Consider the following 26,091-nt stretch of genomic DNA (forward strand, 5'->3'; position numbering starts at 1 on the left):
TTTCATTCTGCCTTAAGATATTTATCATTTAATGCGCCAGGAACTTTTACTACTGTAGTAACAGTGTCTTCTATTGCTTCGAAATCCGTGTACTCACCGGGAGATATTTTCACAACCTCTCCAGCATTGATAAGCTTACCATTCATTAATGCTTTACCACTGACGAGCACAGTGATTTCAGTAGCGATTTTGTGGCAATGGCTTGCTTCTTTATCACCCGCTTTGAAATGCTGAACAGCCACTTCAACATCGGTTGTTTTAAAAAGCGTGGGCTCAAAACCGCCAACAAACCAACCGCGCACGAATTGGTCAACTTTTTTAATTTCCATAAGATTAACCTTAAAAATACCTAGTTTTAAAGTAGCAGTTTCTTAAGTGTGATAAGTCAAGTAAACAGAAAATTTTGCCTAAAATGAGTACGCTACCGCCCTTAGCTGTAGCAACTAAAGTGCTCATTAAATCTTCATCAATGCAGAACAAAAAAAGGACAAGCCTATGATTTATCTGGTTTTTTTAACTTTTCCTGATTAAAAAAACGATTTAGGCAGGATTAGTTCTTTGAAAAAACTCCTTAATTCTAACACGGTAGCACCATTCTTCGAAATATGGAGGGGTGTTTGTAAGGTGATCTTATGTCTGAAAATTTATGCATGGGATAGCATCCATAATAAAATAAACAAGGTTATTATTAACATTCAATTAATATCATTGGCAATAGTTATCATAATGCTCAATATGGTATCGTCCAAGTTGATGTTTGCTAAACTGGTCAAGGCTGGATTAAATCGTCATAATGAAGAGTTATTGACATCAGTTTAGTACGGCGTGACATAGTACAGCCGTGCAACAAAATCTTCGGGAAGAGTATGAAAATTTTAGTAACTGGCGGTGCAGGGTTCATCGGGTCAGCTGTAGTGAGACTTCTTGTAGCTGATCGTGATAATGAAGTATTGGTTGTTGATGCTTTAACTTACGCGGGTAATCTTGACTCACTAAAAACGATTAAAAATTCACCCGGATTTTCTTTCGTTGAAGCTAATATCTGCGATTACGATGCAATAAGATCAGTGATTAACTCTTTCAAGCCTAATGCAATCATGCACTTAGCTGCAGAGAGTCATGTTGACCGCTCGATTGATGGGCCAGGAGCGTTCATTCAGACTAACATTATTGGCACCTATAATCTGCTGGAAGCTTCACGCCTGTATTATAACCGGTTGAGTGATACCAATAAAATTGACTTTCGCTTTCATCATATCTCAACTGATGAAGTATATGGTGATTTGCACAATACTTCTGATTTGTTCACTGAGAACACACCTTACTCGCCAAGCAGTCCCTATTCTGCATCAAAAGCGAGCAGCGACCATCTGGTGAGAGCATGGCATCGAACCTACAACCTTCCGGTTCTTGTGACTAATTGCTCGAATAATTATGGCCCTTATCATTTTCCAGAAAAATTGATACCACTGACTATTCTTAACGCTCTGCATGGTAAACCTCTGCCTGTTTATGGTAACGGTAGCCAGATTCGTGACTGGTTATATGTTGAAGATCACGCTAGAGCCCTCTTGGAAGTCGTTAAAAACGGTGTCATTGGCCAGACTTACAATATTGGCGGTCATAATGAGCAGACAAACCTTACGGTTGTGCAGAGTATATGCGACATTCTTGATGAGCTTTCTCCATCAACACTCCCTAACCTCAGCAGCTACCGGGAGCTGATCACATTCGTCAAGGATCGACCGGGCCATGATCTCCGTTATGCTATTGATGCCTCAAAGATTGAGCGTGAATTAGGCTGGGTTCCACAGGAGTCATTTGCAACTGGCTTACGCAAAACGATTCAGTGGTATCTCGAAAACGAGTGGTGGTGGAAACGCGTTAAGGACGGGTCTTATCAGGGACAGCGTTTGGGTTTAAATAATAATTCAGGGGAGTATTTGTAATGAAAGGTATCGTTCTTGCCGGTGGTTCTGGCACCCGATTATACCCAATAACCAAAGGTGTATCAAAGCAGCTGCTACCTGTTTACGATAAACCTATGATTTATTATCCGGTTTCGGTGCTCATGTTGGCGGGTATCAAAGATATCCTAATCATTACTACACCTGATGATCACGCTTCATTTGTCAGGCTGATGGGTGACGGTAGCCAGTTCGGTATCAACCTCAGTTATGCTATTCAAGCGAGTCCGGATGGCCTTGCTCAAGCTTTTATTATCGGTGAAAAATTCATCAACAATGAAAGTTGTGCATTAGTTCTTGGTGATAATATCTTCTTTGGCCAGGGATTTGCCCCTGTTCTGGCACGCACAACTGCAAACACTAACGGTGCTACCGTGTTTGGTTATCAGGTTAAAGATCCTGAGCGTTTTGGTGTCGTTGAGTTTGATGAGAACTTTAAGGCCCTATCGCTGGAAGAAAAACCTGTTCAACCAAAATCTAACTGGGCTATTACTGGCTTGTATTTTTATGATAACAATGTCACTGACTATGCGCGTACATTAAAACCTTCTCTCAGAGGTGAGCTGGAAATCACCGATCTCAACCGTCTATATTTAGAGCAAAACTCGCTAAATGTAGAACTTTTAGGACGTGGCTTTGCGTGGCTTGATACTGGTACTCATGACAGTCTGATCGAAGCTTCTCAGTTCATTCATACGATTGAAAAAAGGCAAGGATTTAAAGTAGCATGCCTTGAAGAAATCGCCTTCAAAAATGGCTGGCTTTCGAGCCAGGATGTTTATAACGAAGGTCAGAAATTATCTAAGACTGAATACGGTCAATATCTTTTGGGAATGGTAAAATAATTTCCTGGCGGGGCTTCCCGCCAAAATCCCTTAGCAGTGGTGATTAGTATGGTAAAAAAAGGCAAGCTCAATATTGAAATTGAGTATTTGAGGTTTTTTGCAATAGTTGCTGTTCTTCTTGAACACTTGCCTACTCTGTATATCTGGAGCAAACATCAATTACTTCAAAATATCAACAAGTACGTTGAACTCTGGCCCGGTGTTGATCTCTTCTTTTCTATTTCTGGCTACCTGATTACTACGAACCTTCTGACTCATCTAAATAATAATCAATCACCTACACAACTTTTCCGTCATACTATTATTCCTTTTTTTGTGAAAAGAATATACAGATTGATCCCTGCCTCATGGTTCTGGATGTTTGTGGTCCTTTTTTTCTCAGCGTTTTATAATATCACCAACGCATTTGGAGAATTTAGGCACAATATTATTTATTGCATTACAATAATCACTTTTTCATTTAATGCTTTTTCCGGTTATCTGCTTGAACAAGGTTACTTGCCAACTTATGGACCTTATTGGTCGTTATCGTTAGAAGAACAATTCTATTTTGTTGCACCTTTCATTCTTCTTTTCATGAGAACGCGCTGGAAAATAATCACATTTTCGATAGTGGCTATTCTCCTGCTCTACAATGTTCAACAGGGTGATTGGAGTCCGAACTTTCGCTATCATGGTCTTATTTTTGGTGTCCTCTTAGCCATATTAAAGTTGTCGCTGGGCAGTAAAATCAAACCCGTTTTTTTGAGGCGGTGGCATCTCCGATATCTGGTGAATACTTTGCTGCTGTTTTCACTTTTCGCCATTCCGGCAGCTTTAAAAGGTTCTATTTTTCTCTTCGGTTCTTTAGCACTAACTTCTACATTGCTGGTTTATATTGCATCTTGGGACGGCGGCTTATTTCTTTCACCCGAATTCGAAGGGATTTTAGCTCGTTCTATGAGATGGATTGCATCACGATCATATAGTATTTATCTGGCACACATGCCTGTAATCTATTTAGTTCAGGAATCAACAGTTCGGATTATGGTTCATTACGGTTTTGCAGCTGGAGATTCCTACCTTAGATCGCTATGGATGACAATATTTGCTTTAGGGCTAATTTTTATTTCATCTGAATTAAGCTATCGATATCTGGAAATACCTTTACGAAATAAAGGTCGTAAAGTTGCCCGTAAGTATGAAGTGAGGGTCTGATATTTTCTGATAATAATCATTCATTGTAGAATCCCCATGAAGTTATGTGACGGCTTTTGGAATAGGTTTACACTTTCAGTTATCTAACGCCCGATGAACTTCAGCGGGCGTTTTGTATTATAGCGACACCTGAAACTGTTGGGTTCTGTAGACTTTCAAGGACTCTCTAACCATATTTCTTTCCTGTTCTATATTTTCCGATTTCACGGGCAGATATTCAGTTTTTAGTATCCCGTTTATCCGTTCCGCCAGTGCATTCTGTTAACAGTCGTAACCGTCCGTCATTGAGTTCGTGATGCCATATCGTTTGTGCAATGCCCGATAGATATTCCTCAGAGCAGTACTGGATGCCCCTGTCTGAGTGATGTACCAGCGGAAGCTATGACCGTCTGCTGCCCTGAGCGATCCTGAACGCACAGTCAACGTGCGGGCATGCATGCTACCCTGCACATAATATTCCCTATATTTTACCAGACGTCCGTTTTCAGGCTGGCATATGCTGTTCCCACTCGTAAAGGCAAAATAGTGATTCGGCTACCCGCACCTGCTACGGGCGGCTGACTTTCTCTTGATTTCCAACACTTTTGGCAAATTGGGATGGCAATAAAGTAGTGATAGTTATTGTCGTTTGTAATATGCCCGCCAAGGTAATTTTAGAAGCCTGCCGCTGTGCAGCAACTGGAACAAGAGGTCATGGCCAGCCATCAGCTGTCACCGCGGCAGGTGACATAGCTTATGTTTACGCAGCTAGAGAAGATGCAGACGGATGTCTACCACCTGCTGCACGATATGCTAGGAACGTTATTCGATTACTTCTTCCCGCTTCAGAGACTTATACAAAACCTGCTTTAATTTCAGATTTAGCCAGTTGCTGTTTCAGTTCTTTAATCCGCTGTTCAGGCATCAGGAGCATTTCCGCTAGATTGGATCGTTATTTATTAATGAACGGGGGGTTAGCCTGTCGAGTTGACCGTATATTTGAAGGGTAGAGGGTAATTGCGTTGCGTGGGTTTAACGCATACTAGTTCATCACATCTTACTCAGTGGGGGAGTAAAAAATGTAAACGCTATTAAGGACTGCTCAATGGTATAAAAAAGTTATCATGAGTTTAATGCTGGTCACTTAAGGAACTGAAGCCCGAGAGTTCGAGCTTCTAATCAATGCAAACATGCCTGCAAGTCAAATGCCTTAATTATAAACTTGAAGCAAGAAAGTGAATTTATGTTCATAAACATGTTTAAGTAACAGGCTTTAAAGCTGAGTTCGCATTTTTCAATTACTTAAACCCTTCCGGGTTCTTACTCTGCCAGTTCCACGTATCACGCATCATCGCATCGATCCCACGCGTCACACGCCAGTCCAGCTCATTGTTTGCGAGCGTCGCATCCGCCCAGAACGCCGGCAGATCGCCATCACGACGCGGCTTAAACTCAAACGGAATCGCCTTACCAGAAGCCTTCTCGAACGCCTTAATCATCTCCAGCACCGAGAACCCTACCCCGCCGCCAAGATTATACGCCTTGTAACCGGTGACTTTCGGCAGATGATCCAGCGCTTTCAGGTGGCCTTCGGCTAAATCCACCACGTGGATGTAGTCGCGCTGAGCGGTGCCGTCTGGCGTGTCGTAGTCATCACCAAACACGCCCAGCTTCTCCAGGCGACCAATCGCCACCTGCGCGATATACGGCAGCAGGTTGTTAGGAATACCGGTTGGGTCTTCACCAATCTCGCCAGACTCATGCGCGCCAACCGGGTTAAAGTAGCGCAGCGCGATGGCTTTGAAATTCGGGTCTGCTTTGGCGAAGTCGCGCATCACGAATTCGATCATCAGCTTAGAGGTGCCGTACGGGCTGGTGGTGCCACCGATTGGCGTGGTTTCCACGTAAGGAACCGGTGCATCGGCGCCGTATACGGTCGCTGAAGAGCTGAAAATGAAGTTCCACACGCCTGCAGCGCGCATCTCTTCCAGCAGCACCACGGTACCCGCCACGTTGTTCTCGTAGTATTCCAGCGGCATGCGGGTCGATTCACCCACGGCTTTCAACGCTGCGAAGTGAATCACGGCAGAGATGTCGTTGGCCGCAAACAAATCACGCAGGCAAGCGCGATCGCGGATGTCGCCTTCCACGAACACCGCTTTCTTGCCAGACAGCTTCTCCACGCGGTTAACCGCTTCGCGCGAAGCATTGCAAAGGTTATCCAGGACCACAACGTCGTCGCCGCGCTCTAATAGCGCCAGCACCGTATGGGAGCCGATGTAACCTGCTCCGCCCGTTACCAAAATAGCCATGTGTACTCCTTTAAACCGCGCAAGCGGCGCGGCATGAGAATGGATTATTTCGCCAGGATTTTCTGGATAGCTTCGCGGAAATCACGACCCTGCGCGTTGTTACGCAGACCGTAAGAAACGAAGGCCTGCATGTAGCCCATTTTTTTACCACAGTCGAAGCTGGTACCGGTCAGCAGTTGTGCATCTACCGGTTTTTTCTTGCTGAGTGAGGCGATGGCATCGGTCAGCTGGATACGACCCCAAGCGCCTGGCTCGGTATTTTCCAGCTCTTGCCAGATATCCGCAGACAGCACATAACGACCGACCGCAGTCAGGTCTGAATCCAGCTGGCCCGCTTCTGGCTTTTCAATGATGTTGGTGATGGTGCTGATGTCACCTGGGTTATCAATTGGCGCTTCGGTGGTCAGAACACCGTATTCGGTCAGGTCTTCGCCCGGCATGTGTTTCGCCAGTACCTGTGAGTGCCCGGTTTCTTCGAAGCGTGCGACCATCGCGGCGAGGTTGTAGCGCAGGTGGTCAGCGGTTGAGTCATCCAGCAGCACGTCTGGCAGCACCACGACGAACGGGTTATCACCGATCATTGGACGTGCACACAGCACTGAGTGGCCGAGGCCCAACGGGTTCGCCTGACGCACGTTCATGATAGTCACGCCAGGAGGACAGATTGATTGCACTTCGCTCAGCAGCTGACGTTTTACGCGCGCTTCAAGCAGCGCTTCCAGCTCATAAGTGGTGTCGAAGTGGTTTTCCACTGCATTTTTGGAAGCATGGGTGACCAGCACAATCTCCTTGATGCCCGCCGCTACGCACTCGTCAACGATGTATTGAATCATTGGTTTGTCGACGATAGGCAGCATCTCTTTCGGGATGGCTTTCGTTGCAGGGAGCATATGCATACCGAGACCCGCAACCGGGATTACTGCTTTAAGCTTGGTCATATTTATTCCATTTCATGAAGTGAATACGTGGGGTCGATTATGCAGGATCGGCCGGTGCAGCAAGTATAATCTTTATCTGAAAATCTGGCACTAACTCTCTGTCACCACATCAAAAATCGCCAAAATGGCGGGCTGCCGCTTCGCCTGACCGAAGCAAAATGGAGGCGCTAAACCGCTGAAAAACAGTGGGAGGTCAATGGAAAAGTGGCAGAGGTTAAGACCAGTGGTTTGCAGAATGAGTTCAGCGGGATTTTATCGTGGTGCGTGCGGGTAGACTGCGCCATAAATGGCGTAATGCTGGTCAGTTGAGCGGGTTTTGGTCGCCATAAATGGCGACCCTACATTGTTCGATGCGAATTTCACAGGATGCGCATTGAGGGAAAACCGGGTTGAATACGCACTCCCTGGCTTAAGTAAGCGGCATTACGCCATACATGTCGCCGTTACGGATCTGTGCAGACAGCAAGTGCATGCCCGCGCAGATCACGTAGTAATGGCAAAACCTACAGCCAACCCTCAAACCACTCCGGCATCACAAACAAGTTGAAGTGATTCACCAGCATCATCAGGCCGACAAACACCACCGACACCGAAACCCACTGGCGGGCATACGGCATAAAGCGGATACCAATCACCGGCTTGATAAAGAACGGATGGGCGAAAGCAGAAATCAGCACCTGCGAGATAGACAACGTCAGCGCCACATACAGCACGTTCGGCCAGATGTAGGTAGTCGCCAACACCACCACCACCACCAGACTGGCGACGATATTCCAGTAAAACTCGACGTTAGTCTTGCCGTTCGCCTGGGAAATCGCGCCGGTTAAGCCCCCCATCGGACGCAACATACCGAATAGCAGCATCAGTGGAATCAGATGGTAAACCTGCTCATGCGACGCGCCATACAGCACGCGTACGATCACTGGCGAAAGAATGCCAATCGCCAGATACATCGCGCTGCTGAACAACATGATGACGAAGGTGCCTTTCAGGAACAGATTTTTCAGCTGCTCCGGATCGTGCTGCTTCTCGGCGAAACGCGGCAGCGCCAGACGGTTAATCACCGGCGAGACCAGTTTAAGTGGCTGCAGAATCAACTCTTTAGCCAGCGAGTAGATCCCCAGCATCTCCGCGCCCATCACTTTACCCACAATCAGTGCATCCGCCTGGGTACGCAGTTGGTTGATGGTCTGTGAACCCAGCTGATAAATGCCGTAACGCACCGCGCTGATGAAGGTCGCCCCTTCAAACTCCCACGTTGGACGCCACGACTTCTCCCCGAAAAAGATCATGCACAGGATACGCGTAAAGGCATTGATGAACAGTCCAAGGATCGCCGCCGCCACCGTGAGCGAAGTAAAGTACAGCATCGCCACGGTACAGATGAACGCGAACAGCTTGGTCGCCATCTCAATCTTCGCCAGCGTCACCATACGTTTGGATTTCACATAGTGCGCCTGATACTGCGACAGATGTCCCAGCACGAGGAAGTTGAGGCTGGTGAGCATGATCAGCCCTGTCAATTCAGGCAGGTGATAGAACCACGCCACCGGGAAGGCAATCGCCAGCATAATCAAACCGGTACACAAGCTGAGCGAGACGTTGACCCAATAAATCGTACTCTGCTGGCGGCGGTTGATGTCCTGGCGATGCACGATGTAGCTGCTCATCCCCATATCCTGCAACACCGTTGCCACCGCCAGAATGGCGTTAATAATGGCTAGTAAACCCAACTCATGCGCTTCCAGTTTTCGCGCCAGAACGCTGAGCTGTAACACCTGCAGCAATGCCGCGAAGCAGGTACTGCCAAACAGCCAGACGGCCTGTTTTTTTAATCCGCTCACACCATGCGCTCCAGAATTTTAGCCAGCTCACCATAAGCGATGTGCTGATTGAACTCGGTTTCCACTTTGTGTCGCGCGGCAGCCACTACCGGCGCAACATCGACATCACCGCGTGACAGACGCAGCAACGTGTCGGCCAACTCTTCGGCGTCGTTTTCGGAGACCAGCCAGCCGCTGACGTTGTTCTGAATCAGCTCCGGGATGCCGCTGTGATAGGTCGAGACCACCGGCAGCCCCACCGCCATCGCTTCCATCAACGCCACCGGAATGCCTTCCATGTCGCCATCCGCCGCGGTTTTGGATGGCAGCAGGAAGATATCGGCATCGTTCAACGCCTGACGAATCTCCTCCTGCGGCTTGAAACCTGGCATAGTGACAAAGGCTTCCAGTCCGGCACGCGCGATGTGTTCACGCATCATGCCGTCCTGCTCACCGTTGCCGATAATGGTGAACTCGAACTGCCCACCGTTGTTGCGCAGAATTTCACTGGCTTTTACCGCCACGTCTAAGCCCTTTTTCTCGGTCAATCGCGCGACCGAGACAATTCGCAGCGGCTGATGAAACGCCTCACGCGGCCTGAAATTAAACTTCTCCGGCTCGATGCCCATGCGCGTCACGTGCACCTTCTCGCGTGGACAACCCATCTCAATCAGCTTGTTCTCCCACAAATGGCTGATGGGCAACATCAACTCGCTTTGTTTGAACAGGTTGACATAATCGAGTTTGTGCTCTTCGAGAATGTGACGGCGCGAAATATCCGCGCCGTGGAACACCGTTGCCTGCTTGCCTTTCAGCACGCCGAGCTCACGCAGTTTGTTGGCCAGCGCACCGGCATAACCAAAGTGCACCAGAAACACATCCGCAGTGTAGGTTTGCTTCGCGTTAGCAACAATCGCCGGCAGCAGCAGCTTTTTCGCCTGCTGGCCGTAGCGGCCGACATTGAGTGATTTGATCAACGCCGGCTTAGCGATTTTCGGCAGCATCAAACCAATGCGCTGCGTCAGCTTATCGAGATTCGAAACTTTCTCTTCCGGCAGTAAATAGTGAGTTTTCGCCGCCAGATTGTAATCATCGAACGCGGCGTGGCGATTGATCATATCGCCTGGAAACACGGAGATAATCTCCACGTCATAGCCTGCATCGATGAAATGCGTTACCTGATTGAGGACAAACGTCTCAGAGGCAACCGGAAAACGCATGGTGAAAAAGGTCAGCTTCATCACTTACCCCAGCACGTTGAGAATTTCTGCCGTAATGCGGTTACCAATTTCACGCTCCTGCGCCACCGCGGTATCCACTTTGCGCTTCACGTTGTCGTAATCGGCCAGCACGGTTTGTACTTTGTCGATCAGCGAGCCATCCATCAGGCTTTGCACGTCGGTGGCCATTTGCGGCAGTCCAAGCTGCTTCATCACGCCGAGCGATTTGTGCTCATAGTTGATGGCCACGGCTGGGGTACCGAAGTTCATGGAAATAATGGCGGAGTGCAGGCGGGTGCCAATGGTCAGGTGACAATGGCTTAGCAGGATGCCGAGTTCGAGATCGTTGAACTCGTCCATGATGACATGGTAATGCTCGGGATTTTCGACGTGGTCGCGCAGCGTTAGCGCGACCATCCGGTCGTCTTTGGCGTAGCTATCGATGCCGGTACAGGTAGAGAAAGCCACCACCTGATAACCTTCGGCAATCATCGCATTGATGACTTTCCCGAAGGCCGCTTCGTACTCTTTCTGCGTCACGCCGAGACGTTTATCAAACGGTGCCAGTTCACGCACCGTAATCGCGATGGTTTTACGTGCGCTGATGATGTTTTTCCAGTGCAACAGGTTGTGGCTTGGGTTTTCCACATCACGCGCTTTCACCAGGAAGGCGGTATCCACGCCCTTCTTCACGCGGCTGGTGGTGACGCCGTCTTGTTTCAGGCGGTCAAAGCTGACTTCTTCACGCAGCACCAGGCTATCAACACGGTCAAACACGAAGTTGGCCAGCGCATTCACGCGCGGGTTCTCGAAGGGTCCCACGGAGTGACCCACCATGTGCAGCGGCTTTTTCGCCATCAACGCACAGAGCGCGTGGTCAAACTGCGTCACACCATACAGATCGACGAAGAACGAACCGCCCACCTGAATGATCGCGTCATACTGTTCCAGACTTTTGGTGAACTGCGCCAGATGTGGCGGCACGGAAAACGATTTGTACAGGCCACCTTTGCCCAGGTGCGCCATCATGATCTCGGGCATCAGGCGGTTGGCCACTTTACGTTTGACGCTGCCCACCAGCCCTTTCGCTGATTTGCTGTTATGCAGAAACAGGGAATCCTGCTGGATATCCTGTTGCAATAAGTACCCGGAGCTTGTTGGATAACGACTGATCACATCAATATCGAGGTCGCCACGCGCAGACTGCAAAGAGTCGATCAGTCCACGTAAAATCGCGCCATCCCCACGATTTCCACAGGTATGGTTTCCCACCAATAAAATCTTCATAAACACTCCAGAAAAATTTTTTTAATTTTTTACAAGCCACGCCATTTCCTGCACGGGCAAAGTGAACTCTGTGTTAAAAAACTGCAATGGGAACAATGCCCAAAATAGAAAATCTGTTCTCAAACGGGCGACCTGAAGGCCGCTCCAAACTTTTCCCGGAGAGGACGCAAACAGCTTCGTCCTCTCCGGTTCGAGCATTACGACTTCACTGCAAAATAGGGTAACGCTACCTGTTCGCCGTTAATCACCACCGAGACAAATCCTTTCGGCGCACGCGTATCTACCTGCTCCGGTTTCAGCGCGCGCGAGGCCAACAGCAGGTCGCCCTGCTCGTTGCCGCCGATACCCGCTTTACCGTTGTGCAGGCTGAAGCGTTGCGGTGCCTGCTGGCTGCCGCTGGCAGGACTGCCCTGCGCCATGGTGGCATCCACACGCGCACAGCGTCCGGTGAGGAAGCGGTCCTTGGCGGTGCTTTTAATCAAAATCGCGGTAGTAGGTGTCCAACCGGCCAGCTTGACGAACACTTTCGTGTCCGTCTCTGAACGCGGTTCAAAGCGGACATCCACCACCGGTGAACTGCCTTCGGCTGACCAGCTGGCTTCCGCATTTTTGGTTTTGCGTTGCAGATGAATCACCGCACGACCGCCGGTGCATTTGCCATCAATGACGTTCATTAACGGCTGATTAGCCGTGCCATTATTGAATTGCGATTGACCAAACACCTCGATCTCCCAGCTGTCTCCCACCGTAGGTGAGTAGAAGTTGCCGAGTTCAAACCAGGTTTCCTGGTTGGTGTTATTTGCCAGGCGGAAGCGTGAAGTGATGTAGTTGTATTTCAGGCTGCCATCGATGGCGACGCCGTAAGATTCCACGCGCGTTGATCCCATCTCCCAGATATTGAGCCAACGCTCGCCTTCCATCGAGTTGTCAATCCAACTCCCCGCTTGCAGGTTGGTCTGGCGCATGTTCAGTCGCGAGTTGTGCGCGATCAGTGGATTTTTACAGTCTTCAATGCTGAGCGCATCGATAATCCACTGCCCATTGGAAATGTCACCGGGAAACTCGCTGTGCTCGATCCAGCCGTTATGAATGATCGACTGGCTGCAACGCGGCAGATTCAACACCTTACCGCCTTTACAGTGCTGGGCGTTGAAGTTGGAGAGTTCAATCGCCGTGCTGTGATCCCAGGCGCCAGCCTTTTGGCCTGACCAACTGGCTTTGATCACATCGCCGGTACAGGCATTGGCGTACCACTGATCGATTTTACAATCCAGCGTATCCAGTAAGCTCAACGACACCCCGCCAACCTGATTAAGGCGCAGGCAGGCACCGCGGAAAAATTGCCCACCGGGACAAGTGTTGCGGAACAGCCCCTGCTTATTAGGCCGCTGGTCGTTTTGGCCGTTGAAAATCAGATTGGAGATTTCCGTCCAACGCGCGTTCACCTGGAACAGGAATTCAGAGCGACCGTCTGAAGTCAGGGTGGTCGCCGGGAAATAGCCAAAATTGACCATCGCGCCGGAGATGCGGAAGTAGCGTCGTTGTTCATTACCGAAATCGCACTCGGTGACGAAGAAATTGCCTGCCGGGAACTGCACACAGATCTGCTGATTGGCATCAATTGACCATTGATACATGGCTTTTATCGCCGGTGCGGCATCGGTTTTGGCATCGGCAATGGCGCCAAAATCGAACAGCGTCAGGCGGTTAAAATCTTCAACCACGCGACGCCAATAGAAACCGTTACCACTGAAGATAACGCCGCCATCATCTTTGCCGTCACCAAAAGCGCCAACGAATTCCCCGCCGCCCACTTCTAAGCCTTCATGCCAGCTTTTCAGCTTGATTTTGGCGCCGGCGAACAGCGGACGCGTTTTCCGTAACTCATCGACCGACGGGATTTCGCCAATCAACTGATAGCCATTCGGCTGCGCCAGACGCTGACTAAAGTTACTCGGGTTGGGTCGCGAAACATCTGCAATCGAAAACAGCGTATTCCCCTGGTCGTCTTCCACCACCATGGAGTGCGAAGGATTGGCGATCAACGCTGCATTATCGTGGATAAATTGCGCGAAGTTGCCCTTATTCAGCGCAATCGGCTGGCTGATTTGTGACACTTTACCGCTGGCATCGCGCAGGAAGACTGGAATCTGGTTGCCCGCTTTGCTGGCATCCTGGCCGGCCTGCCCAATCCACAATTTGCCCTCAAAGTTCTGCCAGAACTGTGGTGGCATGGTGTAGACATTTTCCGGCGTTAAAATCGGCACATCGCCCTGCGGTACGCTGGACGGATCAACAGCTTTCAAAGCAGGTTGACCACTTTTTGCCGCATAGCTGGAAAATGCGCTCACTGAGAGCGCGGCAACAATGGAGGAGGCTGCAGTTTGCAAGACTTCTCTTCTTTTCATGCTTTCAATCCCGTGGTCATGGGGCTGCGTAACAGCCAGAAATGTGATCCCGGAGGCACGAGAACGGACGCTTAAACCAGCGCCAGCCAGCTTTGTTTGATCTGGTTACCGTCAAACTTCAGCGCAGTTTCTTTGGTTTTTTCGCTCATGGCGTAGAACAGGCTATCGTCACTCGCCAGCTGTTCCATCCGCGCCAGAAACGTTGATTTGTCATTCATCGGCACCAGGAAACCATCTTCCCCGTGGTTGATGATTTCCTGCGGGCCGGTTGGGCAGTCATAAGCCACCACCGGCAATGACCAGGATTTCGCTTCGAGCAGGACCAGTGGCAACCCTTCATAACGCGAGGTCATCAGCGCCATGTCGCTGTCACGGTAGTAATCGTTGATGTTGCTGACTTTGCCGACGAAATTCACGCTATTGGTGATGCCCAACGCCGCAGCCTGATCGTGCAATTGCTGACGCAATTCACCGTCACCGGCAATCACCAGCGTCCACTCAGGATGGGTTTTGCTGAAATCAGCCCAGATATCCAGCAGCAGGTCGAAGCCTTTTTGATTATCCAGACGCCCCACCGCCAGCGCCTGACGGCTGCGGCTCTGGCGCTGAAAGGCCTTGTACACCACCGGGTTGGGGATCTGCTTACTGGCGATATTCCAGCGGCTGAACACCTGATGATCCTTGTCCGTCAGCACGATGACCTGGTCGTAATAGCGCAGCAGCATCCACTTCAGCGCTTTGATCGGCTTGCTAAAGGAGTTAATCGCGATGTGTTCACAGGCGTAGGCTTTAAAGCGTTTTTTCTTCATCGCCATCAAATTCCAGAAGGCGAACATCACGCTCAGGCGACCCATGCTGATCAGAAATACGCTGTCGAAGCCTTGCTGATGAATGCTGGCGACAGCGCTTTTAATCGGGTTGCTGTGCCCTTCAAAACTGACGATCTCTTTCACGCGATCGAACGGATAAAAGGTTTTGCCGTGCCCTTCCAGCGAATAAATGGTGACGGCGTGCTGCTCTCCGAGGCACTCCGACATGAAATTACAGATGTTTTCCGTGCCCGCGTAGGAGTAGGCATCCTTAATCACTAAAACGATCTTTTTCATAAAACGCTTTCCACCTCAAAATGTGAACTTAAGGCCCAGCGCCTGCGTGCTGCTCACGTCGTAACAACACGAAGGATGCCGGGTCTTAACGATGCTTCAGGGTGAAGAGAACGCCGTTCACCATATACCAGCCGTAATAGTAATAGATTTTTAACGGATTGTTTTTATAGATAATTCTTAATAATTCGAGGTGCCATTTCGCCGCTTTATTCTTATTGCGCGAGAGGGAATCGCCCAGCTCGTAATAGTTGACCAGCGTCTTCTGGATCACCCGAGCTTGCTTGTAGCGGAGGAACAGTTCGTAGAGGAACAGGAAATCTTCATGCCCTTTACGCTGGAAGAAGATGCCCTGAGGAGGACGGCGGAAACACACGGAAGAGAAGCAGACGCGATACTGCTTCTTCACGAAGTTTTCCTGCTGCAGATAGGGTTTGCTGTAGAGAATATCGTGGTCGGCGGTTTTGGTTTTGTAGTGATAATGCGTGATGACAAAATCATCACCCGCCGCGATCGCCGCAGTCTGTTCGGCGAGTTTATCGGCGTGCCATTCGTCGTCACTGTCAAGAAACGCGATGATCTCTTCTTTCGCGGCACGCAGACCCACGTTACGTGTTTCCGCCGCACCGAGGTTGACGTCATTGTTCAGAATAGTGATGCGCGCATCAGTGCAGTGTTCACGTACATAGGCCAGCGAATCATCGGTGGACTGATCGTCTATCAAATAAAGATGCCAGTCGCTATAGGTCTGATTGACGATCGACTCTACCGCACGCAATACCGTTTTACGCGCGTTATACATCGGCATCACGATACCGACGGTGCCAACATGATTTGTCATTTGCATACCCGGAGTGTCAGGAACCAAAAAATTGCTCCCGGTGCGGGAGCAAGTGAAATTTATATAATGTGAATCAGGAGACGGCTCGCCCGCCAGAGAAGCGCGACTTCACCTTATCGAACAGTCGATTCAGGAAATAAGCCCGGTTATCACGATTGGTCAGGAAGAAGTAGCGCGCGAAACTGAGGCTCGCCTGCAGTGATTTACCATCCATCTTGTAGCGCAGCGGCAGCTTGAACGCCTTATAGGTATGGACGTCACGTGCCGTGAGGTGCGGCTTCATGGTATCCAGCCAGAAGAAGGAGTACTTCACCGACTCACCTTTGTGCTTGGAACCAAATTTGGTCACCAGATGGTAGGTGGCGAGCGGCTTATCGATCATCACAAATTCATAGCCCATGCGGTCAGCACGGATGCAGAAATCGTAATCCTGATGGCGAATATAACGCGCATCAAAACGGATTTTATCGGCATCTTCGCGCTTCAACACAATGGTGCTGGTTTGAATAAAGCCGTAACAGCCAAACAGATACTCAGCGATGGTTTCATTCTTGCCCGGTTCCTGCATCGGCATCACCTTGAGGAAGCGGCCATCCTGATGAATGTTCACCTGGCTGAAAATCAGATAGTTCGACTTACCCTGTGCTTCAAGTTTGGTGATGGTGTCATAAACAGTGAGCAGCTTATCAACGCCCCACTCATCATCTGCATCAAGGAAGCTGATGAAATCGCCCTCAGCCAGTTCGATACCTTTGTTACGAGCACCGGCACCGTTGAGTTTCACCTCAGACAGCTCAAGTTTGATGTCCAGATCCTGATAACGCTCGCTGCGCACCACCTGTGCCAGTTCAGCGGCATCAGCCGATTTGTCATCCACGATGATGACTTCAAAATTGCGATAGGTTTGCGCTTTGACGCAATCCAGCGTCGTTACAATCGACTTCGACGCGTTGTACGCGGGAATTACAATTGAGAAACGAATATCCTGCATTGCCAGTACCTCTAAAAACTTCTGGTTAACAGTAATACGAATATTAAGCGAAGGTAATCAGTCAAATTCTTAATTTTCGGCTGCTGCTTTGGTTGCTGCTTTAGACTTACCGCCACTGCTGCCGATAAACGGTTTTTCCACCCAAAGATAGGTCATTTTTGCGACATAAAACGCCGCAACAAAGAACAGTGTAGATAACAGCGTGAACATCCAGTAATTATGCGGATATAACGTCGGTGGAATTTGTTCAATACCGTACAGCACCACGCCATGAATCAAATATAGGCTATAACTCACTTCACCAATCGACATCAAGGTCTTATTTTCCAGCAGTCCCATCAGCGAATTACCGCTACTGACAATAAAGAAGATCACCGTCAGGGATATCAGGAAGAAGACATAGAAGAAGGTATTTGAGGTGAAGAACAGAGAGAATACGGCCAATCCAAGGCTGAGGATTGCCGCACTGCGGGAATGGCGTAAACCAGCAAATCTATCGCGGAATTTATAAGCAAAATATCCCATCGCAAAGCCGAGTACCGGACGCGGATCGGTATAGGTTTTCCCATACAAGCGTAATGCGACGGCAATGATGAAAATAACGCCGATGGACGAGAGGATCAGCAGGGTTTTGTATTTCCCGCGCGTTAAACGGTTGAGGAAATAAATCACGGGAATAGACAAATACAGCAGCCATTCCAGACGCAGCGTCCACTCTACCCCGGAGTTCACCACCGCTGTAGACATCTCGCCAACGTTGTAACTGCCAATGAACAGCAGCCATAAAACGGCATCTTTCAGCGCTTGCAACGGCGGCACCAGCGCACCTTGCAGCGCACCAATGGTAAAGATAACGAAACCTGAGAACCAAAACATCGGCACAATACGTCGAACGCGTGAACGCCAGAGTTTTCCACTCAACTGTGCAGGGGTGAGCGTATCGTTATCCAGCCAGCGATAGAACAGGAATGCCGAAATCATAAAGAACAGCAAGACGCCGAATTTACCCGAGTTCACAAAAAAGTTGCCCTCAGAGAACCAGGCAAAATAGTTTTTATCATATATCCAAGGTTGATCCAGCCCGTAAATATAATGAACAAAATGAGAAAAGGCGACAATACTGGCAAGGAAAGCACGCAGGCCAGAAATACTCTTCACGCCTTTATCATTATAAATACCGCGATGATAAGAGCATGCATGTAAAATGAGCAATGCAAGGCAGAACGAAACCACCATAATCATGATGTACATATCAGGATCCCTTATAAAATCGACACAACAAGGTTAGGGGCTTTGCTGCGCAAGACTTTGCTGAACAAGTGGGCTAACAATACTAAAGGTACGATCCGCTTTGGCTTTATACAGTGACTCCAGCGGATGAATACAGTCGTCAGATATCTGCGACTGCCAGTCACGATCTTCTTTAATCACGCTATACTGGTGAACCACGGCAACCTGTTGCTGCTTAGCCACCTGGTTAAGTTGCCAGACGTAGGGCCAAACATTCCAACGTTCCGCTTTGCCGCAAATGGGATTCGGCTCCTGCAAAATAACCTGTTTATGGTTCTGCTTCGCCACTTCAACCAGCCGCGTGATAATCCGCCCATACTCTTCAGGGCTTTCAAGGTGCACCTTCTTATCCTTGAAAAAATAGTGTCGGGCATCGTTAATGGCGTAGTTGATCAAAACGATTTTGGCCGGGGAGGTTTTCATTAAGTCCTCCCAATGGCTTTGATCATCACCGCCATGCGGGTACAACAACTCAGCGGCCTGCGCACCGGGAACACCGTGGTTTTTCACCACGATGTTGACCCGATCGCCATACTGCTGTTGCAGCATTTGCGTCAATTCACCGATTTCACTGGCTTGGGTGATGCTGCTTTTACGGTCTTTGCTGATGACACCCGCGGTCGTGGAATCACCAAATGCGTCAATCTGCAACGTGCTTAAACCCGGTGTTGCCAGCGCCGCAATCGGTGCCAGCGCGAAGGCTAAAACCATCAATTTTCTTGTCATGTTACCTCTCTGTTACCTAAAGATTTTGAACTCCTGCGCCACCTCGTAGCCGACAACGGCCTGTTTCTGCGAGATGGTGTTGTAGTAGAGGTAATAAACAAGAAAGAAACTGAACATCGCGAACATCGCCGGTTTGAGTAATTGCCGTGATTGATAGATCAACGAGGTCAGTAGAATAGGCTCAACTTGCAACAGGTAGTTGGAAAGCCTTGCCCCGGATGAATAGTTATAGAAGAAGATCCTGATGGCCCCGCCCAGCGCGAAGGTCACAATCATCAGATAGTTAAATCGCCACTGCTCAGCGTTGTTGCGTTTCAATTCATCGCTGAGCATGAAATAGACAAACATACACACCAGCATGATGTTTTTAAGGTTAGAAACCGAGAAGATACTGCCATCCGCGGTATTCGATGCTTCAGCACTGTAGCCTTCCGCCCTCTCCCCCATCGCGCCCATATGCGCACTGATCAAGCTGATAAAGTTTGTCCCGCCGAACTTCGACATCGGGATACTCAGCAAGATAATCAGCACCGGCCAATAGCGCCATTGACGGATAAACAAGAATGGCAAGACCGTGACCACCATAATTCCGGTGTTGTGACTGAAGAAAGAGAGCAGGAAAAAGCCGAACGCTCCCCAGTAACGCTTCAGATACAGACACCAGAGCACACCCAAAAACAGCGCAGAACTGAGACCAAAGCGAATCTGGTTCATGTCTTTGTTGATGTAGATATGGGCGGAATAGAGTGCCAGCGCGAGGATCGGGTACGGTGACATTTTGCGGAAGAACACCGCATTGGTCACCACCGCCAGGATGCTGAATACAAATAAGAAGGTGTCAGCATTACTGGAAATCAGGCTGGTTAGCCAGGCGATGGCAAAAATCAGCGGCTCATAACGGAAGAGCTCGACGGTGGCGCTAAAGCCGTTGATCTGCAGACTTTGAATAAAGCCGGTATAAAATGTCCGATACTGCAGGTCATCCATGCCGGTACCCAAACCGCGGATCCCGGCAAACACAATCAGAATAGCGGTGGCGATACACAGCAGGTAGAGCATCAGACCCGAAGTGCGCTCATCTTTTTTGACAATAAGCTCACTCAATGAAATCAGAAGCAACAATCCGGATATAACCCAATAGGGTGCCATGGTGTCATTCCTTACGCAAAAAGAGGCGGCAGATGCCGCCTCTAAGTCAAAAACAGGGTGCGTTACACTTTCTGTTTATATTCGTAGTTGTAATAGTCGTAACCATAACCGTAGGAGTTCGCCGCTTTACGCACCACGGCGTTCAGGATGACACCCTTAATCTCGATACCGTTCTGCGCGAAGCGCTTGTAGCTAACATCCAACTCTTTGGTGGTGTTGGTTTCGAAACGCGCCACCATCAGCGACGTACCGGCCAACTTACCGATGATGGAAGCATCGGTCACCGCCAGAATTGGTGGGGTATCAATCAGCACCAGGTCGTAGTTCTTGCTCGCCCAATCCAGCAACTCACTCATACGACGATGCATCAGCAGTTCAGACGGGTTCGGTGGTACCTGACCGCGTGGCAGGAAATCAAAACCGTAAACGCCTTTCTGAATCATGGCCGGTGAGAACTCACTCTTGCCGGACAACACATTGGAGAGACCCATTTTGTTTTCCGAACCGAGCAGCTCATGGGTATAACCACGGCGCATATCACCATCGATGAACAGCACACGCTGGCCTGCTTTCGATACCAAGGTCGCCAGGTTGGCACAGATAAAGGTTTTACCAATACCCGGGCTGGCACCGGTAATCATCAGAATGTTGTTTTTAGCTTCCATCATCGCGAAGTGCAGGCTGGTACGCAGGCTACGAATCGCTTCGATGGAGAGGTCAGTTGGATTACCCAACGCCAGCAGCGTATTGTGTGGGTCACTCTTCTCTTTGTGACCACGACGCGCCAGCGCTTCGGTATCTTTCTTACGTTGCCATTCTGACAGCGGTACGCTGGCATAGACGTTCATGCCCAGCTCTTCCAGCTGCTCAGGATTCTCAATACCGTGATGGAACAGCGCTTTCAGCAGCACCAGACCCACCGAGATAATCAGACCCAGAATAAAGCTGGCGGCAATAATCAACATTTTCTTCGGTGCCACCGGGCTACCGGCGGTTTCCGCACCGTCGATGATACGCACATCACCCACGGTACTGGCTTTACTGATACCCAGCTCTTGCTGGCGATTCAGCAACTGCATGTAGATTTCCTGACCTGACTGCACATCACGTGTCAGACGCAGAATTTCCTGTTGGGTTTGCGGCATACCGGCAATTTTCTTGTTCAGTTTTGCCTGCTCATCTTCCAGGGTTTTGCGTTTTTCCAGCAGCGCGCGATAGGTCGGGTGATCTTTGGTGTAGAGCTGTGACACTTCAGCTTCTCTGAAGGTCAGTTCGTTCAACTGGCTCTGCACGCTAACGGATGAGTCGAGCGCCGATTTCGCTTCCAGCGACATATCCACCGATTCATTCTGGCGGCGATAGGCGTTGAGCTTGTTCTCCGCATCATCCAGACTGCTACGCACTTGTGGCAGTTGGTTGCGCAGGAACTCCAGGCTCTTCTCAGCCTGCTCAGATTTGCGGTCAACGTTCTGCAGCAGATAGTTGTTCACGATCTGATTCAGTACTTTGCTGGCACGCACCGGATCTTCATCCTGATATTCCAGACCCAGCACACCGGTGGTTTTGCCTTTATCGGCGACGGTAAGCGCGCCCAACACCGCTCTGATGGCCTGCAAATCAGTGAGTTTGGTGACGTTGAAGCTGGTCCCTTCATCAGCCTGGATGCCGCTGACCAGCATTGTGACTTCACCATGCTGCTCCAGCTGACCCACGCGGCCTTTAAACAGCTCATCACCCTCGCTGGTCACGGTATAAGTCTGCGGCCCTGTCACTTCCAGCTGCACCGTACGCTTATCAATAGTGCGCGGAATTTCCAGGCGAGAAATGGCGATTTCAGACGGCTTGTTGCCCATCAGGCGCGACAGACCTTTACCAATCACCGGGAAGTAGTTCTGCTCCACCACGGTATCCAGACCTAAGTCATTGACCGTTTTGCCCAACACCATACGGGATTCAAGGATTTGAATCTCAGTGTCGGAGGCGGGTGTCGTTGGAATCACATCCTGCAATTCATTCAGAACAGAAGCCGTGTTTTTCTGCTCTACCTGAACCATGGCATCGGCGCTGTAAATAGGCGTTGCAAACAGTGTGTAGAGCGTTCCTGCCAACATGAAGAAGGCGGTAACGGCCACGATGATCCAGCGATGATCAATTAGCTGTCCCACAAGATGCGCCAGATCCCATCCACTCGAATCTTCTTTTGGCGCGGTCATAACCTTGTTTTTAATATTCATGGGTATTCCCAACTATCGGCTTAGTACGTTGACCCATTTCTGGGTAGCGTTTTCCAGTAACCCGTAGACCTCTTCGAAGGCCTCGCGACTTTTTTTGTACGGATCCGCAATTTCCTGCTGATTAAGCCAGTGCCCAAGCAGCATGGTTTTTCCGCGTGCGGCTGGGTCGATGCGATTCACCTGCTCAATGTGGCGCTTCTCCATCACCAGAATCAGGTCATAGTCACGGCACATACTGGCCGTTAACTGCTGAGCATGATGGCCTTCCAGCGATACGCCGTGTTCAGCGGCAACATCGCTGGCAGTCTGGTCCGCCGGGAACCCCTTCAGAGCGCCTAGCCCTGCAGAAGCCACCCGAGTTGAAGGTAGCGCGCGTTGGAACAGACGCTCCCCGGTAGGGGAGCGGCAGATATTACCGACGCAGACGACTAACACGGACTTGATCATACTGAAACCTTAGTTAGACCAGTTGCGGAAACGCAGTGCTGCGGAGCTTGCATCGTCGATACCTACGATGGTTGGCAGCAGCGAAGAAATCACACGGTTCCAACGGGTAATCGGGGTCGCAGTGACGTAGACGATGTCGTACGGCTCCAGTTGGAATTCAGTGCCCATCACCATCGATGCCGCATCTTTGGTATTCAACTGATAGATGTTGGCGATCTTGGTGCGGTTGGCACCACGAATAGGACGAATAACGAAGACACCGGTGGCATCGGACGTGGTTTGATCCATCCCAGCCGCATTACCCAGCGCTTCGGCCAGCGTCATGCCGCTGCGGTCCATTTTCAGCGTGGATTGCTGTTTCACTTCGCCCATCACGAAGACTTTCAGGTCATCGTTACGCGGTACGTAGAGAATATCGCCCGGATACAGCAGATGGTTCTGGCTCAGGTCGCCGTTTTGCATCAGCGCCTGGAGTGAAATGCGTTGTTCTTTACCCTGATGCGTCAGCACAACGTTACGCCAGTCTGCATCGGCAGCTAAGCCACCGGCGGCGTTGACGGCATCAAGTACGGTAAGCGGGACGTTGGTGATCGCCTGCTGGCCGGAAGTGGTCACCGAACCGGTCACGTAAGTTTTCTGTGAGCGGAACGCCGCAACATTGACATCCACCTGCGGGCTTTCAATGAACTGCGCAAGGCGGCGCGCAATTTCAGCGCGGATTTCCGTTACGGTGCGGCCAGCTACACGTACTTTACCGATATACGGGTAGAAAATCGTGCCATCGGCCTGTACCCAGTTACCGGTGTCACTGGCGCTACGATACTGACCCGCTGGTGTGGTCAGCTCCGGGTGGTCCCATACGGTGACGTTCAGCACGTCGCCAATGCCCACGCGATATTCGTAGCTTTGAATTTCGGTTTGCAGCGCCGGATTGGCCTGCGCAACCAGTGGCTTCGGACGCATCTGTTCAACCAGACGCGGCGTCAGCGGGAAGACGTTGACGTATTTGTCGATGTCAAAGTTGCTATCCTGTTGCTCAATGACATCTTTTCCGCTAGTGGAAAGGTGCGAACCTGGTTCAATGGTGCACCCGGAGAGAAAAGTCGCGGATACCAGTAAAGGTATCAATTTAATTTTCATTATCATCTGATTCTTCGCTATCAGTTAATGATTGATAGAGGCGAAAACGCCGCTGTGTAGCGTCTTATAAAAAAATAAAACTGACGGGTTAAACACTGAAACTGTGGGTCATTATTATGCGCTCCCTTGGTTTTATGTTGTCACCGTGCCCTGAGACGACATCAAGTAAAGTCGGTGATTACCCTGCCGGCAAGTCACCGACTCTATTCAGGCTCGATAATGGCAGTTGTCAGTTAAGGCACTCCCAGCACCGGCATTTCAGACGGGGATAATGACTTCGTCCCCTGCCCTTCTTCTCTTAATAAGCGCCATCGCGTTTCAGCACGACACCCACTGTCTTAAACAGAATCGCGATGTCATTCCACAGCGACCAGTTTTTGACATACCACGAATCGAAATAGACGCGCGTTTCATAGTCAACGTCGTTACGACCGCTAACCTGCCACAATCCCGTCATGCCGGGTTTCGCCATCAGGTAATAATCAACATCACCGGCATAACGACAGAGTTCGTCTTCAATCACTGGACGTGGGCCCACCAGGCTCATGTCGCCGCGTACCACATTCCACAGCTGCGGCAATTCATCCAGACTGGTTTTACGGATGAAGTGGCCAACTCTGGTAATACGCGGGTCATTCTTCAGTTTGAAATCTTTATCCCACTCGGCACGAGCGATCGGATCGGTGCGCAGGACTTCTTCCAGCACCTCTTTCGAGTTGATCACCATCGAGCGGAATTTAAGGCATTTGAATTTACGGCCGTTCATGCCGACACGTTCATGACCGTAAATCGGTGGACCACCGTCGCGTCCAACCATAAAGCCGAGGACCAGCAGCGCCGGTGACAGCGCAATAATGATGCCGAGAGCGCCGACAATATCGAATGCACGTTTCAGGAAGCGTGAAGTGCGTTTCGCCAGATTATTGTTCACGCGCAGAATCATCACTTCATGGCTAAAGATGTAGGCCATGTCGGTACCGTAAAGGGGTACGCCGCGCAGGGTTGGAATCACTGAGACTGAACGGCAGTTATGCATTGCCAGCATTTTCAGCCAGTTGTCGCGATGCTGGCTCTGTTCAAACTCCACCGCCACAATGAACTGGGTTTCGCTGTGCGTCAGCTGCCACAGCTCTTGTTCATTGTGCAGCACCGGCACGCCAGAGATGCTGGCCTGCGGGCAACTGCCATCGACATCGAAGAAGGCAATCACATCAAAACCCATCACCTCTTCGCTCTGCAGCGCCTGCCAGGCTTCTTCAGCATTACGGCTGCTGCCGATGATGATGGTTTGTTTCTTCCACATACCGAAGTGATTCAGTACACGCTTAGAGATGGCGCGTGCCAGTGGAATTAAAATCAGCGCCAGAATCCAGGTGGTGACCCAGACAAAACGCGACAGCTGCCACTGCGATAAGGCTGAAATTGACAAATCGATGACAGAGAAAATAAGAATGGTACGAAATATCTCTTTCAGCTCAAACCAGAATGGCTTGCGATAAGTGTAATGACGCAGGCGAACCCAGAACCAGCCTATGCAAATAATCGATAAACAAACGTGGGTGGCGATTTTTAAGTGCAGGTATTTTTCAGATATATCTGCCAGTGGAGAATCTGTGAACGAATTAATCACCGCCAGAGCAATAAACAATGCCGCGTTGAAACAAATTAAATCCGAGCACGCCAGTAAAATTTTAGTGAGGAGACTTTTATATGTAATTTGGTTATCGCGCATATTTAACTCTTTTATTTTATTTCCCTAATCCCTAACGCCTCTGCCCTGTGTAATAAATGAGCGGTATATCCACTGCTAACGGGGAGGCAATCTGCGGCAAACGCTCCGGTGTTTATGCCAATTCTCTTTTTAGTAAAGCCAAAGAATTGCAATAAATACCAACAGATTAGTCTGACTTCCCTTGCCACGATTTAGCCCTAATCTGAACGGAGAAAAGCACTTCAGGCACGCTACCGCCCTTGGCTGTCGCTGCCAATACCGCTGCAATCGCATCTATTTTCATCGCATTCACTGAGATTATTCTTAGCCAGCGGCAGACTAATCCCGTGCACGATCACAATTCATAACATTAAGAAGCTAAACAGCGCGCTATTAACAACTTCGGCGCAGACATTTACTAACACGTTGCTATACTAGTTATTACTGGCTTGTTTACAAGTAGGCCCCGTGTCCCCTGCACTA

General features: G+C 49.7%; 20 protein-coding genes. 3 read left to right on the forward strand and 17 right to left on the reverse strand.

What is annotated here, in order from left to right; translation table 11 throughout:
* Positions 1 to 2: 2 nt before the first annotated feature.
* Entirely contained in the window at positions 3 to 329 is a 327-nt protein-coding gene (locus IAE30_RS14370) for a hypothetical protein (protein WP_038645979.1), read from the reverse strand.
* 537 nt (positions 330 to 866) lie between these two features.
* Between IAE30_RS14370 and rfbB the strand changes: the two genes are divergently transcribed.
* Genes rfbB through IAE30_RS14385 form a run of 3 tightly spaced genes read left to right on the forward strand, consistent with a single transcriptional unit; the run spans position 867 to position 4,009 of the window.
* Positions 867 to 1,949, forward strand: a complete 1,083-nt coding sequence (gene rfbB / locus IAE30_RS14375; RefSeq protein ID WP_038645975.1) for a dTDP-glucose 4,6-dehydratase — start codon at positions 867 to 869, stop codon at positions 1,947 to 1,949.
* Positions 1,949 to 2,812: a glucose-1-phosphate thymidylyltransferase RfbA gene (gene rfbA, locus IAE30_RS14380; protein ID WP_038645973.1), complete on the forward strand. Its 864-nt coding sequence runs from the start codon at positions 1,949 to 1,951 to the stop codon at positions 2,810 to 2,812. Before rfbB ends, rfbA begins: the two co-directional genes overlap by 1 nt.
* Before the next feature lie 48 nt (positions 2,813 to 2,860).
* Positions 2,861 to 4,009, forward strand: coding sequence for an acyltransferase (locus tag IAE30_RS14385; protein WP_038645971.1), 1,149 nt, complete (start codon positions 2,861 to 2,863; stop codon positions 4,007 to 4,009).
* 1,277 nt (positions 4,010 to 5,286) lie between these two features.
* On the opposite strand, the gene galE is transcribed toward IAE30_RS14385, so the two are convergent.
* From galE to wbaP, 16 genes are all read right to left on the reverse strand, one after another.
* Positions 5,287 to 6,300, reverse strand: a complete 1,014-nt coding sequence (galE, locus tag IAE30_RS14390) for a UDP-glucose 4-epimerase GalE (RefSeq protein ID WP_038645969.1) — start codon at positions 6,298 to 6,300, stop codon at positions 5,287 to 5,289.
* A gap of 44 nt (positions 6,301 to 6,344) precedes the next feature.
* Positions 6,345 to 7,238 carry a UTP--glucose-1-phosphate uridylyltransferase GalF gene (gene galF, locus IAE30_RS14395; protein WP_038645967.1) on the reverse strand — a complete coding sequence of 298 codons (894 nt, stop codon included), beginning with the start codon at positions 7,236 to 7,238 and terminating at the stop codon, positions 6,345 to 6,347.
* A 503-nt stretch (positions 7,239 to 7,741) separates the two neighbouring features.
* On the reverse strand, positions 7,742 to 9,082 hold the full coding sequence (locus IAE30_RS14400; RefSeq protein WP_200680232.1) for a lipopolysaccharide biosynthesis protein: 1,341 nt from the start codon (positions 9,080 to 9,082) through the stop codon (positions 7,742 to 7,744).
* Entirely contained in the window at positions 9,079 to 10,302 is a 1,224-nt protein-coding gene (locus IAE30_RS14405) for a glycosyltransferase (RefSeq protein ID WP_200680233.1), read from the reverse strand. The genes IAE30_RS14400 and IAE30_RS14405 overlap by 4 nt, the downstream gene beginning before the upstream one ends.
* A gap of 3 nt (positions 10,303 to 10,305) precedes the next feature.
* Positions 10,306 to 11,568 carry a colanic acid biosynthesis pyruvyl transferase WcaK gene (gene wcaK, locus IAE30_RS14410; protein WP_034824781.1) on the reverse strand — a complete coding sequence of 421 codons (1,263 nt, stop codon included), beginning with the start codon at positions 11,566 to 11,568 and terminating at the stop codon, positions 10,306 to 10,308.
* Between the two features lie 197 nt (positions 11,569 to 11,765).
* On the reverse strand, positions 11,766 to 13,976 hold the full coding sequence (locus IAE30_RS14415) for a phage tailspike protein (protein ID WP_200680235.1): 2,211 nt from the start codon (positions 13,974 to 13,976) through the stop codon (positions 11,766 to 11,768).
* 71 nt (positions 13,977 to 14,047) lie between these two features.
* Positions 14,048 to 15,082: a glycosyltransferase gene (locus IAE30_RS14420; protein ID WP_038645957.1), complete on the reverse strand. Its 1,035-nt coding sequence runs from the start codon at positions 15,080 to 15,082 to the stop codon at positions 14,048 to 14,050.
* Positions 15,083 to 15,167: 85 nt separating this feature from the next.
* A complete protein-coding gene (locus IAE30_RS14425) occupies positions 15,168 to 15,920 on the reverse strand; it encodes a glycosyltransferase family 2 protein (protein ID WP_200680237.1) in 753 nt (250 codons plus the stop codon).
* 73 nt (positions 15,921 to 15,993) lie between these two features.
* Positions 15,994 to 16,911, reverse strand: a complete 918-nt coding sequence (locus IAE30_RS14430; protein WP_038645955.1) for a glycosyltransferase family 2 protein — start codon at positions 16,909 to 16,911, stop codon at positions 15,994 to 15,996.
* 69 nt (positions 16,912 to 16,980) lie between these two features.
* Positions 16,981 to 18,069 (reverse strand): acyltransferase, encoded by a 1,089-nt coding sequence (locus IAE30_RS14435; protein ID WP_240474699.1) that lies wholly within the window; start codon positions 18,067 to 18,069, stop codon positions 16,981 to 16,983.
* A gap of 126 nt (positions 18,070 to 18,195) precedes the next feature.
* Positions 18,196 to 18,927, reverse strand: a complete 732-nt coding sequence (locus IAE30_RS14440; protein WP_200680239.1) for an SGNH/GDSL hydrolase family protein — start codon at positions 18,925 to 18,927, stop codon at positions 18,196 to 18,198.
* Positions 18,928 to 18,939: 12 nt separating this feature from the next.
* The gene (locus IAE30_RS14445; protein WP_038645948.1) at positions 18,940 to 20,076 is read right to left on the reverse strand and encodes an EpsG family protein; all 1,137 of its coding nucleotides are present in this window, start codon (positions 20,074 to 20,076) and stop codon (positions 18,940 to 18,942) included.
* A 62-nt stretch (positions 20,077 to 20,138) separates the two neighbouring features.
* The gene (wzc, locus tag IAE30_RS14450; RefSeq protein WP_200538190.1) at positions 20,139 to 22,310 is read right to left on the reverse strand and encodes a tyrosine-protein kinase Wzc; all 2,172 of its coding nucleotides are present in this window, start codon (positions 22,308 to 22,310) and stop codon (positions 20,139 to 20,141) included.
* Positions 22,311 to 22,322: 12 nt separating this feature from the next.
* The gene (locus tag IAE30_RS14455; RefSeq protein WP_038645944.1) at positions 22,323 to 22,757 is read right to left on the reverse strand and encodes a protein-tyrosine-phosphatase; all 435 of its coding nucleotides are present in this window, start codon (positions 22,755 to 22,757) and stop codon (positions 22,323 to 22,325) included.
* A gap of 9 nt (positions 22,758 to 22,766) precedes the next feature.
* A complete protein-coding gene (locus tag IAE30_RS14460; RefSeq protein WP_200680241.1) occupies positions 22,767 to 23,897 on the reverse strand; it encodes a polysaccharide export protein in 1,131 nt (376 codons plus the stop codon).
* A 298-nt stretch (positions 23,898 to 24,195) separates the two neighbouring features.
* Positions 24,196 to 25,629, reverse strand: a complete 1,434-nt coding sequence (gene wbaP, locus IAE30_RS14465) for an undecaprenyl-phosphate galactose phosphotransferase WbaP (RefSeq protein ID WP_200680243.1) — start codon at positions 25,627 to 25,629, stop codon at positions 24,196 to 24,198.
* Between the last annotated feature and the right edge of the window lie 462 nt (positions 25,630 to 26,091).

Origin of the sequence: Pantoea sp. S61 (assembly GCF_016625145.1) — a bacterium.
In the GTDB taxonomy this organism is placed as follows: Bacteria; Pseudomonadota; Gammaproteobacteria; order Enterobacterales; family Enterobacteriaceae; genus Pantoea; species Pantoea rwandensis_B.

What these genes read in the sequence shown, in the direction of transcription:
- wzc (WP_200538190.1), bottom strand. Translation starts at nt 22,310, where the DNA reads ATGAATATTAAAAACAAGGTTATGACCGCGCCAAAAGAAGATTCGAGT.
- IAE30_RS14460 (WP_200680241.1), bottom strand. Translation starts at nt 23,897, where the DNA reads ATGAAAATTAAATTGATACCTTTACTGGTATCCGCGACTTTTCTCTCC.
- IAE30_RS14445 (WP_038645948.1), bottom strand. Translation starts at nt 20,076, where the DNA reads ATGGCACCCTATTGGGTTATATCCGGATTGTTGCTTCTGATTTCATTG.
- IAE30_RS14405 (WP_200680233.1), bottom strand. Translation starts at nt 10,302, where the DNA reads ATGAAGCTGACCTTTTTCACCATGCGTTTTCCGGTTGCCTCTGAGACG.
- galF (WP_038645967.1), bottom strand. Translation starts at nt 7,238, where the DNA reads ATGACCAAGCTTAAAGCAGTAATCCCGGTTGCGGGTCTCGGTATGCAT.
- IAE30_RS14455 (WP_038645944.1), bottom strand. Translation starts at nt 22,757, where the DNA reads ATGATCAAGTCCGTGTTAGTCGTCTGCGTCGGTAATATCTGCCGCTCC.
- IAE30_RS14415 (WP_200680235.1), bottom strand. Translation starts at nt 13,976, where the DNA reads ATGAAAAGAAGAGAAGTCTTGCAAACTGCAGCCTCCTCCATTGTTGCC.
- IAE30_RS14385 (WP_038645971.1), top strand. Translation starts at nt 2,861, where the DNA reads ATGGTAAAAAAAGGCAAGCTCAATATTGAAATTGAGTATTTGAGGTTT.
- IAE30_RS14370 (WP_038645979.1), bottom strand. Translation starts at nt 329, where the DNA reads ATGGAAATTAAAAAAGTTGACCAATTCGTGCGCGGTTGGTTTGTTGGC.
- galE (WP_038645969.1), bottom strand. Translation starts at nt 6,300, where the DNA reads ATGGCTATTTTGGTAACGGGCGGAGCAGGTTACATCGGCTCCCATACG.
- wcaK (WP_034824781.1), bottom strand. Translation starts at nt 11,568, where the DNA reads ATGAAGATTTTATTGGTGGGAAACCATACCTGTGGAAATCGTGGGGAT.
- IAE30_RS14430 (WP_038645955.1), bottom strand. Translation starts at nt 16,911, where the DNA reads ATGCAGGATATTCGTTTCTCAATTGTAATTCCCGCGTACAACGCGTCG.
- IAE30_RS14440 (WP_200680239.1), bottom strand. Translation starts at nt 18,927, where the DNA reads ATGACAAGAAAATTGATGGTTTTAGCCTTCGCGCTGGCACCGATTGCG.
- IAE30_RS14425 (WP_200680237.1), bottom strand. Translation starts at nt 15,920, where the DNA reads ATGACAAATCATGTTGGCACCGTCGGTATCGTGATGCCGATGTATAAC.
- rfbA (WP_038645973.1), top strand. Translation starts at nt 1,949, where the DNA reads ATGAAAGGTATCGTTCTTGCCGGTGGTTCTGGCACCCGATTATACCCA.
- wbaP (WP_200680243.1), bottom strand. Translation starts at nt 25,629, where the DNA reads ATGCGCGATAACCAAATTACATATAAAAGTCTCCTCACTAAAATTTTA.
- rfbB (WP_038645975.1), top strand. Translation starts at nt 867, where the DNA reads ATGAAAATTTTAGTAACTGGCGGTGCAGGGTTCATCGGGTCAGCTGTA.
- IAE30_RS14420 (WP_038645957.1), bottom strand. Translation starts at nt 15,082, where the DNA reads ATGAAAAAGATCGTTTTAGTGATTAAGGATGCCTACTCCTACGCGGGC.